This window comes from Caulobacter sp. FG7, from assembly GCF_057808875.1.
Genome location: NZ_JBMDIW010000055.1, coordinates 1 through 12449 on the forward strand (window position 1 = coordinate 1; position 12449 = coordinate 12449).

Annotated in this window: 10 protein-coding genes; 9 read left to right on the plus strand and 1 reads right to left on the minus strand. The window is 66.9% G+C overall.

Translation table 11 applies throughout. The features are described 5' to 3' along the window. Positions 1-26: 26 nt before the first annotated feature. On the minus strand, positions 27-1376 hold the full coding sequence (locus ACODR1_RS24420) for an MFS transporter (RefSeq protein ID WP_488882759.1): 1350 nt from the start codon (positions 1374-1376) through the stop codon (positions 27-29). A gap of 242 nt (positions 1377-1618) precedes the next feature. Between ACODR1_RS24420 and cyoA the strand changes: the two genes are divergently transcribed. From cyoA to ACODR1_RS24465, 9 genes are all read left to right on the plus strand, one after another. After that, entirely contained in the window at positions 1619-2656 is a 1038-nt protein-coding gene (cyoA, locus tag ACODR1_RS24425) for a ubiquinol oxidase subunit II (protein ID WP_488882760.1), read from the plus strand. Between the two features lie 19 nt (positions 2657-2675). Then, positions 2676-4673 carry a cytochrome o ubiquinol oxidase subunit I gene (gene cyoB, locus ACODR1_RS24430; RefSeq protein WP_488882761.1) on the plus strand — a complete coding sequence of 666 codons (1998 nt, stop codon included), beginning with the start codon at positions 2676-2678 and terminating at the stop codon, positions 4671-4673. A gap of 3 nt (positions 4674-4676) precedes the next feature. After that, positions 4677-5300: a cytochrome o ubiquinol oxidase subunit III gene (gene cyoC, locus ACODR1_RS24435; protein ID WP_101717277.1), complete on the plus strand. Its 624-nt coding sequence runs from the start codon at positions 4677-4679 to the stop codon at positions 5298-5300. After that, positions 5297-5689 carry a cytochrome o ubiquinol oxidase subunit IV gene (gene cyoD / locus ACODR1_RS24440; RefSeq protein WP_488882762.1) on the plus strand — a complete coding sequence of 131 codons (393 nt, stop codon included), beginning with the start codon at positions 5297-5299 and terminating at the stop codon, positions 5687-5689. The genes cyoC and cyoD overlap by 4 nt, the downstream gene beginning before the upstream one ends. Continuing rightward, positions 5686-6429: an SURF1 family protein gene (locus ACODR1_RS24445; RefSeq protein ID WP_488882763.1), complete on the plus strand. Its 744-nt coding sequence runs from the start codon at positions 5686-5688 to the stop codon at positions 6427-6429. The genes cyoD and ACODR1_RS24445 overlap by 4 nt, the downstream gene beginning before the upstream one ends. Next, the gene (locus ACODR1_RS24450) at positions 6426-7781 is read left to right on the plus strand and encodes an ATP-binding protein (protein ID WP_488882764.1); all 1356 of its coding nucleotides are present in this window, start codon (positions 6426-6428) and stop codon (positions 7779-7781) included. The genes ACODR1_RS24445 and ACODR1_RS24450 overlap by 4 nt, the downstream gene beginning before the upstream one ends. Then, positions 7771-8304, plus strand: coding sequence for a response regulator transcription factor (locus ACODR1_RS24455; RefSeq protein WP_488882765.1), 534 nt, complete (start codon positions 7771-7773; stop codon positions 8302-8304). Before ACODR1_RS24450 ends, ACODR1_RS24455 begins: the two co-directional genes overlap by 11 nt. Before the next feature lie 103 nt (positions 8305-8407). Then, entirely contained in the window at positions 8408-10558 is a 2151-nt protein-coding gene (locus tag ACODR1_RS24460) for a TonB-dependent receptor plug domain-containing protein (RefSeq protein ID WP_488882766.1), read from the plus strand. A gap of 418 nt (positions 10559-10976) precedes the next feature. Further along, positions 10977-12449, plus strand: a 1473-nt coding sequence (locus ACODR1_RS24465) for a DUF7507 domain-containing protein (protein ID WP_488882767.1), incomplete at its 3' end; no start/stop codon positions are given.

A 12449-nucleotide genomic window follows, 5' to 3' on the forward strand; every position in this document is an offset into this window, starting at 1 on the left:
GAGGCGACGCGGGGAGAGGGTCTTGGTCAGGCGCCGGCCTTGGCCTTGGCGCGGATGCGACGACGACGGTCGAGGCTGAGGGCGATCAGGGTCGCCACGGCGCCCGACGCCAGGTAGAGGCCGATGGCCGGCAGGCCCCAGTAGCTGGCCAGGGCCAGGGCGGCGAGCGGGGCGAAGCCGGCGCCGACCAGCCACGACAGATCGGAGACCACGGCCGAGCCCGTGTAGCGATAGTGCCGCAGGAAGCCTGAGCTGACGGCGCCGGAAGCCTGGCCGAACGACAGGCCCAGGATCGCGAAGCCCGCCACCACGTAGACGGTCTGGCCCACGCTGCCGGCGTCGAGCAGCCAGGGCGCGGCCAGGCTGAAGATGCCGATCAGCACCGCAGACAAGGCCAGTTGGTTCTGGCGGCTGATGCGGTCGGCGATCCAGCCCGAGGCCATGATGCCCACCACCCCGACCAGGGCGCCGGCGAGCTCGATGCGCAGGAAGTTCAGCGCCTCGCCGCCGTCGTCATGCAGGCTGACCCACGACAGCGGGAACACGGTGACCAGGTGGAACATGGCGAAGGTGGCCAGCGGCGCGAAGGCGCCGATCAGCACGTTGCCGCCTTGCGCCTTCAGCAGGCTGGTGATCGGAACGGGGCTCAGCTGGCCCTTCTCGAACAGTTTGCCGAACTCCTCGGTGGCGACGATGCGCAGGCGGGCGAACAGGGCCACCACGTTGATGGCGAAGGCGGCGAAGAACGGATAGCGCCAGCCCCAGTCGAGGAAGTCGGCCGAGCCCAGGCTGGCGACGAAATAGGCGAACAGGCCGCTGGCCAGCATGAAGCCGAAGGGCGCGCCCAGCTGCGGGATCATGGCGTACCAGCCGCGCTTCTTTTCAGGGGCGTTCAGCGCCAGCAGGGAGGCCATGCCGTCCCAGGCGCCGGCCAGCGCCAGGCCCTGGCCGATACGGAAGGCCGCCAGCGCCCAGATGGCCACCGGGCCGGCCACGGCGTAGCCGGGCAGGAAGCTGATGGCCGCGGTCGAGCCGCCGAGCAGGAAGAGGGCGATGGTCAGCTTCACGCCGCGACCGTAGTTGCGGTCGATGGCCCCGAAGATCGCCGAGCCGATCGGCCGGGCCACGAAGGCCAGCGAGAAGATGGCGAACGAGCAGAGCACCCCCGTCAATCGGTCGACGAAGGGGAAGAAGAGCTGCGGGAACACCAGCACCGAAGCGATGGCGTAGACGAAAAAGTCGAAGAATTCCGAGGTCCGCCCGATGATCACGCCGATGGCGATCTCGCCGGGGCGCACGCCCTTGTGATCAGCGTGCAATCGCCGTGCGTCGCGCTCTAGGCCCGATGACGTCGGAATTGCAAAATCCTGGTTCATGCAGCTACGCGCCTTGTTCCTGTTGTTTTCGTCCCAAACTCTTTTCAAGCCGCCTTTCCGACGGTCTTGAGTCCGAGCATGGGACCAACTGACCCTTTCTGGCAAACGTCTTGAGGCCTCTTCGGCTCCGCTCGGAGAACACGGCTTCGTGTGCTAAGGCTGCCCCTAGGACAAATGGTCCAATGTCACGCACTGGCGGACTGGCTTAACGGCGCCGCCAACGTCCGTAGTCCAGGTCCCTCATGACACCGAGTTCCTTTAAGAAGCTCGCCCTGTTGCCCGTGCTGCTCCTGCTGAGCGGCTGCGACTGGGTGGTGATGAATCCGTCGGGTGATATCGCCGCGCAGCAGCGCGACCTGATCATCCTGTCCACCGTGCTGATGCTGATCATCATCGTGCCGGTGATCTTCCTCACCCTGTTCTTCGCCTGGAAGTACCGGCAGTCGAACAAGACGGCGAAGTACGATCCCGACTGGCACCACTCGACCAAGCTCGAGATCGTCATCTGGGCCGCCCCGCTGGTGATCATCATGATCCTGGGCGCGGTGACCTGGACCAGCACCCATCTGCTGGACCCGTATCGTCCGCTCGACCGCCTGGCCCCGGGCCGCACCGCCGAAGGTGTCAAGCCGCTGAAGGTGCAGGTCGTGGCCCTCGACTGGAAGTGGATGTTCATCTACCCCGAGCTCGGCATCGCCACGGTCAACGAACTGGCCGCGCCGGTCGACACCCCGATCGACTTCGACCTGACCGCCTCGTCGGTGATGAACTCGTTCTACGTGCCCGCCCTGGCCGGCCAGATCTACGCCATGCCGGGCATGCGCACGAAGCTGCACGCCGTCATCAACAAGCCGGGCGTCTACGACGGCTTCTCGGCCAACTACAGCGGCGAGGGCTTCTCGCACATGCGCTTCAAGTTCCACGGCATGAGCAACGCGGAATTCCAGAAGTGGGCCGATGACGTCCGCAAGAGCAACGATCGCCTCGACGGGACGCGTTACCTGGTGCTCGAGAAGCCCAGCGAGAAGGTTCCGCCCCAGCGCTTCGCCTCGGTCGAGGCCGGCCTGTTCGACAAGGCGGTAAACCGCTGCGTCGAGCCGGGCAAGATGTGCCAGCACGACATGATGGCCATCGACAAGTCGGGCGGCCTGGGCATGGAGGGCGTCTACAACGTCACCACGCTCGAATACGACAAGCGGACCCGGCGCGGGGAGGGCGGCATCCGCTCGTTCATCGCCGCGCTCTGCGCCCCCAAGTCCGCGCCCGCCGAAGCGCGCTGATCAAGCCTAGAGATCATTCATGTCCCCGGACCTCGTAAAAACGATCTTCGGCCGTCTCACATGGGACGCCATTCCCCTTCACGAACCGATCCTGATCGGCACGTTCGCCATGGTCGCCCTGGGGGGGGTCACCGTCCTGGCCGCCCTGACCTACTTCAAGGTCTGGGGCTACCTGTGGCGTGAGTGGCTGACCAGCGTCGACCACAAGAAGATCGGGGTGATGTATATCATCCTGGCCATCATCATGCTGCTGCGCGGCTTCGCCGACGCCCTGATGATGCGCGCCCAGCAGGCCATCGCCTTCGGCGACGCGGCCGGCTACCTGCCGCCGCACCACTACGACCAGGTCTTCACCGCCCACGGCGTGATCATGATCTTCTTCGTGGCGATGCCGCTGATCACCGGCCTGATGAACCTCGTCGTGCCGCTGCAGATCGGCGCCCGCGACGTGGCCTTCCCGTTCCTGAACAACTTCAGCTTCTGGATGACGGTCGGCGGCGCGATCACGGTGATGCTGTCGCTGTTCGTCGGCGAGTTCGCCCGCACCGGCTGGCTGGCCTATCCGCCGCTGTCGGGATTGGCGTACAGTCCAGACGTAGGGGTCGACTACTACATCTGGTCACTGCAGATCGCGGGCGTGGGCACCACCCTGTCGGGCATCAACCTGATCGTCACGATCGTGAAGATGCGCGCCCCGGGCATGAGCCTGATGAAGATGCCGGTGTTCACCTGGACCTCGCTCTGCAGCAACGTCCTGATCGTCGCCAGCTTCCCGATCCTGACCGCCGTCCTGGCCCTGCTGTCGTCTGACCGCTACCTCGGCACCAACTTCTTCACGAACGACTTCGGCGGCAACCCGATGATGTACGTGAACCTCATCTGGATCTGGGGTCACCCCGAGGTCTACATCCTGGTGCTGCCCGCCTTCGGCGTGTTCTCGGAAGTCGTCTCGACCTTCTGCAGCAAGCGTCTGTTCGGCTACAGCTCGATGGTCTACGCCACGGTCGTCATCACGATCCTGTCGTACATCGTGTGGCTGCACCACTTCTTCACCATGGGCTCTGGCGCCAGCGTGAACTCGTTCTTCGGGATCACGACCATGATCATCTCGATCCCCACGGGGGCGAAGATCTTCAACTGGCTGTTCACGATGTACCGCGGCCGCATCCGCTTCGAAGTGCCGATGATGTGGACCGTCGGCTTCATGGTCACCTTCGTCATCGGCGGCATGACCGGCGTCCTGCTGGCCGTCCCGCCCGCCGACTTCGTCCTGCACAACTCGCTGTTCCTGATCGCCCACTTCCATAACGTGATCATCGGCGGCGTGGTGTTCGGCATGTTCGCCGGCATCGTCTACTGGTTCCCGAAAGCCTTCGGCTTCAAGCTGGATCCCTTCTGGGGCAAGCTGTCGTTCTGGTTCTGGCAGATCGGCTTCTTCTTCGCCTTCATGCCGCTCTACGTGCTGGGCCTGATGGGCGTGACGCGCCGCGTCAGCCACTTCGAAGACCACAGCCTGCAGATCTGGTTCGTGATCTCGGCCTTCGGCGCCGTGCTGATCCTGTTCGGCATCATCTCGTTCGTGATGCAGATGGTCGTCGGCTTCATGAAGCGCGAGCAGTACGCCGACAAGACGGGCGACCCCTGGGGCGGCCGTACGCTGGAATGGTCGACCTCGTCGCCGCCGCCGGCCTACAACTTCGCGTTCACGCCGGTCATCCACGAGATCGACGCCTGGCATGACATGAAGCAGCGCGGCTACGTGCGCCCGACGACCGGGTTCATCCCGATCCACATGCCGAAGAACACTGGCGCGGGCGTCGTCCTGGCCGGGATCTCGGTGGTCGTCGGCTTTGCGATGATCTGGCAGATCTGGTGGCTGGCGGTGATCTCGTTCGTGGCTCTCGTGGCCTCGGCGATCATCCACACCTTCAACTTCAAGCGTGACTACTACATTCCGGCCGAGGAGGTCGTCCGTGTCGAGGACGCCCGCACCGAAGCCCTGCGGAGCCTCGCGTAACCCATGGCCCACGCCCAAGCCCTGACCGAAGCGGACAAGGACCGCTTCTACCTCACCGAGGACCACCATCCGGAGAACGGGACCCTGCTGGGGTTCTGGATCTACCTGATGAGCGACTGCCTGATCTTCGCGGTCCTCTTCGCCTGTTACGCCGTGCTCGGCCGCAACTATGCGGCCGGCCCCTCGGGGGCGGACCTGTTCGATCTGCCCATCGTGGCGGTCAACACCGCGCTGCTGCTGTTCTCGTCGATCACCTACGGCTTCGCCATGATCTCGGCGCAAGCCAAGAAGGTGAAGCCGACCCTGGCCTGGCTGGCCGTCACCGGCCTGCTGGGTCTTGGGTTCCTGTCGCTGGAACTGTACGAGTTCAACCACCTCATCCATGAGGGCGCCGGTCCGCAGCGCAGCGCGTTCCTGTCGTCGTTCTTCGTGCTCGTCGGCACCCACGGCCTGCACGTGACCTTCGGCTGCATCTGGCTGGTCACCCTGATGGTCCAGGTCGCCAAGCGCGGCCTCGGCGTCGAGATGAAGCGTCGCCTGATGTGCCTGTCGATGTTCTGGCACTTCCTCGACGTCATCTGGATCGGCGTCTTCTCGTTCGTCTATCTGCTCGGAGTCCTGAAATGAGCGCGGCCAGCCACGACGCGCACCACGCGCATGACGACCATGGGCACGACGAAGGCGGCGCCCACGGCACGCTGAAGGACTACGTGATCGGCTTCGTGCTGGCGGTGATCCTCACCGCCATCCCGTTCTGGCTGGTCATGGCCGACGTGCTGCCGAGCAACCAGATGACCGCCCTGGCGGTCATGGGCCTGGCGGTGATCCAGGTGCTGGTCCACATGATCTACTTCCTTCACATGAACTCGCGTTCGGAAGGCGGCTGGACCATGCTGGCCCTGGTGTTCACCCTGGTCGTGGTGGTGATCACGCTCTCGGGGTCGCTGTGGGTGATGCACAACCTCGACACCCACATGATGGCACCGATGCCGCACGACATGCGGGAAGTTCCGTGACGAAGTCCGGCGGCCGAGCCGCCCGGACGATCGCCCTGGTCGGGCTCTGCCTGGCCTTCACAGCGATCTTCCTGGCGCTCGGCGGCTGGCAGGTCCAGCGCAGGGCCTGGAAGCTCGACCTGATCGCTCGGGTCGAGCAGCGCATCCACGCAGAGCCCGCCCCGCCGCCTGGTCCAGGCCGCTGGGCGGGGATCTCCCAGGCCAGCGACGGCTATCGCCGCCTGCGCCTGACCGGGCGCTTCGCCCACGACCGCGAGACCCTGGTCCAGGCCGTGACGACCGAAGGCCCCGGCTTCTGGGTCATGACCCCCCTCCATACCGACCAGGGCTTCGACGTCCTGGTCAATCGCGGCTTCGTCTCGGCCGAGCGCCGCGCGCCCGGTGCGCGCCTGGCCGCCCAGGTCGAGGGGCCGGTGAGCGTCGTCGGCCTGCTGCGCCTGAGCGAGCCGCGCGGCGGCTTCCTGCGCACCAACGCGCCGGCCGAGAACCGCTGGTATTCACGCGACGTCGCGGCGATCGGGCAGGCGAGGGGGCTTTCCAACCTCGCGCCCTATTTCGTCGACGCCGACGCCACGCCCAATCCCGGCGGCTGGCCGATCGGCGGCCTGACGGTGGTGAAGTTCCCCAACAGCCACCTCGTCTACATGCTCACCTGGTTCGGCCTGGCGCTGCTGACCGGCGGGGCGGCCGTCTATGTTCTGCTCGACGCGCGCCGGAACCGGGTTAAAGAGACCCCATGACGCCGACCGCCCGCATCCTGATCGCCGGCATGTCGGGCTGGCTTTCGGGGGCGCGGGCCGCGGACAACGCGGCGGACCCGGCCGACGCCATCGCCCGCCAGAACATGCTGCAGCTGATCCACCTGCGCTGGATCGCCGTCGTCGGCCAGGTGGTGACGATCCTGGCGGTTCATTTCAGCCTGGGCTTCCACCTGCCGCTGGCGGCGATGATGCTGGTTCTGGCGGCGCTGGTGGTGCTGAATCTCTTCAGCCTGCTGCGCCTGAAGAGCGCCAAGCCGATCGGCCCCTACGACCTCTTTCTCGCCCTGGCGCTCGACTCCCTGGCCCTGACGGCCCAGCTCTATTTCAGCGGCGGGGCGACCAACCCGTTCACGACCCTCTATCTGCTGCACGTGATCCTGGGCGTGGTGCTGCTCGAGGTCTGGGCCACCTGGGCGATCGTGTTCCTGACTAGCTTCTGCTTCCTGCTGCTGGTGGCCGCCAACCGTCCGGTGATCGCCACGGGCCTGAGCGACCAGGCGTTCTTCGGCCTGTTCATCATGGGCATGATGATGGGCGTCGTCCTGGACGCGGTGCTGCTGGTGACCTTCGTCTCGCGCATCAACAGCAACCTGCGCCGCCACGACGCGCACCTGGCCGAGCTGCGCCAGCGGGCGGCGGAAGAGACCCACATCGTCCGCATGGGCCTCCTGGCCTCCGGCGCCGCGCACGAGCTGGGCACGCCGCTGGCGACGCTGGACGTCATCCTGGGCGACTGGCGGCGTATGAAGGTGTTCGCCAAGCACCCTGAGCTCGCCCAGGAGCTCGAGGACATGCGCGGCGAGGTCAAGCGCTGCAAGGACATCGTCACCGGCGTGCTGCTGTCGGCCGGCGAGGCCCGCAGCGGCGAGGTGCGCGCCAGCACCCTGCGCGCCTTCCTCGATGAGGTGGTCGACGAGTGGCGGGCCACCCGCGACGGCGAGGTGCTGACCTATGCGCCGGATCTCACCGGCGTCACCCCGATCGTCGCGGAATCCACGCTCAAGCAGGTGATCCACAACGTACTCGACAACGCGCGCGACGCCTCGCCCCATGCGGTGCGGATGAGCGCCCACGTCGCCGACGGCTGGATCGTCGTCGCGGTCGAGGACCAGGGGCCAGGCTTCACGGCCGAGACCCTGGAGAACCTCGGCACGCCCTACAATTCGACCAAGGGCAGGGCAGGGGGCGGTCTTGGCCTCTTCCTGGTGGTCAATGTGCTGCGCAAGCTGGGCGGGGAGGTGGCCGCGGCCAACCGTCCCGAGGGCGGCGCGCGCGTGGTCCTGAGCCTGCCCCTGGCCTCGCTGCAGATCGGGAGGCGTCATGCCCGCTGAACGCAAGCTGATCATCGTCGAGGACGACGAGAAGTTCGCCGCCACGCTGAAGAAGTCGTTCGAGCGCCGCGGCTATCAGGTCGTGCATGTGCATGGCCTGGACGAGGCCCTGGTCGCGCTCGAGACCTTCACGCCGCGCTACGCCGTGGTCGACCTGAAGCTGGCCGGCGAGTCGGGCCTGGCCTGCGTGCAGGCGCTGATCGCGCGTGACCCGGAGATGCTGATCGTGGTGCTGACCGGCTTCGCCAGCATCGCCACCGCGGTCGAGGCCATCAAGCTGGGCGCCTGCCACTACCTGGCCAAGCCCTCGAACACCGACGACATCGAGGCCGCCTTCGACAAGCGCGAAGGCGACGCCGGCGCGGTGATCGGCGAACGGGCCACCTCGATCAAGAACCTGGAATGGGAGCGGATCCACCAGACCCTGGTCGAGACCGACTTCAACATCTCCGAGACGGCCCGGCGGCTGGGCATGCATCGCCGGACCCTGGCGCGCAAGCTCGAGAAGCGCCGGATCACCTGAGGCCATATTACGGCCCCGCTTTTATTTACAACAAAGTGCATAAGAGGCTTGCAACTCGCGGCTGTGATACGGCTGGATGCGCTTGATGTATTGGCTGCTTCTCATGTCCGCCTTGCCTGCCGGTGCGCCGCAGGCCGCCGCCGTGGCGAACGCCGCGGTCGAGGAGGCTGACGACACGGCGGTGCGGCTCTCCGGCGTCGAGGTTCTGGCCCGGCGCGGCGCGGCCAAGACGCCGCCCGAGACCGAACTCACCCCCGACGAGATCGAGGCCCTCGGCGCCTACGACATCAGCGAGGCGCTGGAGCGCATCAGCTCGGCCTACGGCTTGGCCGAGCCGCCGGTGGTGATCGTCAACGGCCGGCGGGTTCAGAACGCCGGCGACTACATGACCTTTCCGCCGGACGCCCTGTCGCGGGTGGAACTGCTGCCCGAGCAGGCCGCGGGTCTCTACGGCGCCGATCCGGGGCGACGGGTGGTCAACATCGTCCTCAAGCGCAACTTCCAGAGCCGCGACGGGCAGCTGGCCGACGCCCGCCCGACGGCCGGCGGGCGCACCTCGCAAATGGCCGACGTCCGGCGCTCGGCGATCGCCAACGAGAACACCAGCCAGCTGGGCGTCCGCCTGACCAACGACACCTCGCTGCGCGCCGACGAGCGCCCGGACTACCTGCGCGACAATCCTCAGGCCCAGGGCGCGACCCTGCGGCCGGAGAGCACGTCGGTGACGGCGAACATGTCGGTCAATCGCCGGTTCGGAGAGTGGCAGGGCGCGTTCAGCGCCAGCGCCCGGGCGCAGCGGGACCAATCGGTCTCGCGCCGCGAAGACACGTTGGCGCGCCTGCGCGGCCGGCAGCGCGGCCTGACCGTCAGCGCCGGCGGCAACGGCGAGCTCAAGGGCTGGTCGGTGCGCGTCGGCGTCGACGGCCAGGCCTCGCGCGGCAGCCAGGAAGGCCTGACCGACCGCAGGACCGACAACCGCACCATCGCCCTCAACCTGTCGGCCGACCGGCCCTTGCTGGACCTGCCGGCCGGCCGGCTGACCATGAACCTGAGCGGTCGAGTCTCGCGGACCAGCTCCACCAGCACCGTCGACGGAACCTCGACCGAGCGGACGGCCGACACCGCCGACATGCGCGGCGGGCTGACGATCCCGCTGCTGCGCGCTGCGCAGCCGGGCGAGGAGACCGGCCGCGTCAACCTCGGCGGCGCTTCGCTGAACCTGAGCGGAAACCTGCGCCGGCAGACGGGCTCGGGCGGAGGAGGGGGCGTGACCGGCGCGCTGTCGTGGTCGCCCCTCAAGCAGCTGAGGCTGAACGGCTCGTGGGCGCGAACCTACGACGCGCCATCCGACCAGCAGCTCTTCGACGCGCCCTATTATGGCGATCCCATCGTCGTGTTCGACTTCGCCACCGGCCAGTCGGTCGAGATCCTGCCGTTGTACGGCGGCAATCCCGCCCTGAAGGGCCAGACCAACGAGCGGTTCGCGCTGAGCCTGTCGGCCGGCCCTGTCACGCCCTGGCGGCTGGCAGGCAACGTCAACTACCGCACCGCCGACAGTCGCGACGGCATCGGCAGCCTGCCGGCCGTGACCCCGGCGGTCGAAGCAGCGTTTCCCGAACGCTTCCAGAGGGACGCCGACGGGCGACTGATCGGCATCGACCAGCGCTCGATCAACCTGCTGTCATCGCGATCGGAGGTCCTGGCCTCGGGCCTGAACTTCAACGTTCCGTTTGGCGGCAAGACCCCTTCGCCCGGCGCCCCCAGCCTGAGGGCGTCGCTGAACCATACCCTGCAGCTGAAGAAGACGACCACGATCCGCGCGGGCTACCCCGTGATGGACCATCTGGCCGGAGACGGCGGCGGAACGGCGCGCAACGAGGTCTCCGCCACGCTCGACGCCCGCCGCGACAAATGGACGCTGAACGCCAGCGCGCGGTGGCGGCAGGCCTATCGCACCCGCCGCGACACCGGCGTCGATGGTCCGAGCGACCTGCGGGTGTCGGACTTCACCCGGATCGACCTCAAGCTGGGCTACATGCTCGCCACGCCGGCGTCCGGATCGCCCCCCTCCGCTGGAGCCAGCGCCACGACGCCGCGGGCCTCCGGCCTGCGTCTGGGCCTGGAAATCGAGAACCTGCTGGATGCGCGCCTTCGCGCCAGGCTGGGCGACGGACGGCTCGCCCCCGGCTACGGCCGCTACGACCAGGACGCGGTCGGTCGAGTTGTGCGGGTGACTCTGCGAGGTCGTTTCTGATGGCGGCGAGTTTTCGCCGCACTCCACCCTGGCGAAAGTCTAGTAAATTTCGACGATTAACATCTTAGAGCCTAATTGCGGCCGCGATTGAAGCATTCTCCGTAATGCATACTGCATGACAACTTGTCATTGCTAAGGCCGGATGATTGACGCGAAGCTGAACTAAGCCGATCGCTAGCCGCTGTTTTGCTTCGCGTAGGCGCTGCGCGCTCCAGGAATGTCTTCGGCCGACGACGGGAAGGGCGCAAACCCACATCCCGACAGCCGGCCACGAACTTCACGGATCCGCGCGCTCGCCTCCGACGCCGACCCCGGACCCGGTACCCGTCTCCCCCGTCGACGTTGTGATCGAGGCTTTCGTTTTTGATCGCGCGGACGAGCCCCCAGGGCCCGCGCGCGGAGCGCTCGGGAGCAAGTCATGGCCGACATAGACATCACCGCACCAGGCAGTTCGACGACCGTAAACGGCGTGATCATCACGCGCGGCGACGCGATCGGTTCGGGCACCGGCAACTACGACCCGTTCCTCGCCATCGGCGACAATGACGGCAATGAGAACGGCTTCAACACCGACGCCAACGGCGTGCTGAACACCGACCAGAGCAAGACCAGCAGCCTGACCTTCAACCAGATCCCCATCCGGGTGATCAACGGCGTGCAGTACCTGGAATTCCGGCTGGATCTCAACGAGACCAACGCCAATCCGCTGACCGCTCTGAACGCGATGAAGATCTACTATTCGTCGGCCGCGGCCGTCGGCGCGGACTTCAACGCCGGTACGCAGGAACTGGGCGCGGCCTTCACCAAAATCTTCGACCTCGACGCCGGCGGCGACAAGACGCTGCTGATGGACGCCTTCTCGTCAGGCAGCGGCAATGACGACTACATCTTCTATGTGCCAGTCTCGCTGTTCGGCGGCGCCGACCTGAGCACCGCCTACATCACCATGTACGCCGAATTCGGCCGGCCCGGCACGGCCTACGGCGCCGACGACGGCTTCGAGGAGTTCAACACCGAAAAGGCCGCCATCATCAGCGGCGTCAAGTTCCTCGACGCCGACGGCGACGGGGTCAAGGACGCCGGCGAGGCGGGCCTGGGCGGCTGGACGATCTTCGTCGACGAGAACAAGAACGGCGTGCTCGACGCGGGCGAACGCTCGACGGTCACCAAGGCCGACGGCACGTTCCAGATCGGCGGCCTGCCGCTGTCGCTGGGCACGGTGCAGGTCGACGAGGTGCTGCAGGAAGGCTGGACCCAGACCACGGGCGCCTTCGAGACCGTCACCCTCGCCGAGGCCACCACCTATAACGTGCAGATCGGCAACCAGCCGATCCCCCCGCAGGTGGACGTGGTCAAGACGGCCGGCGCGCGCACAGACGGTGACGGCAACGGCGACGACGCCGGCGACACCCAGCTGTTCAACTTCACGGTCACCAACACCGGCACGATCAAGCTGCTGAACGTCACCCTGGTGGACGACAACGGCACGCCCGGAAACACCGCCGACGACATCCCGATCGTCCTGGCCGGCCTCACCGACCAGGACGGCGACGGCCAGGCCGACGACCTCGCGGTCGGCGCCTCGGCGACCGGCAGCCTGCTGCACGTGTTCACCCAGGCCGAGATCGAGGCCGGCGGCTACACCAACACAGGCACCGCCACGGGCTCGTCGGCCAGCGGCATCTCGGTCTCGGACAGCGATCCCGAAACCGTAACCCTGACCCGCAACCCGGCGCTGAACATCACCAAGGACGCTTCCGTCCCCGGCGGTACGGCCGACGCGGCCGGCGAGCAGATCAGCTACACGATCACCGTGGCCAATACTGGCAACGTGATGCTGGACGGCGTGACCGTCACCGACCCCTATGCCGACGCCGGCTCGATCATGCGC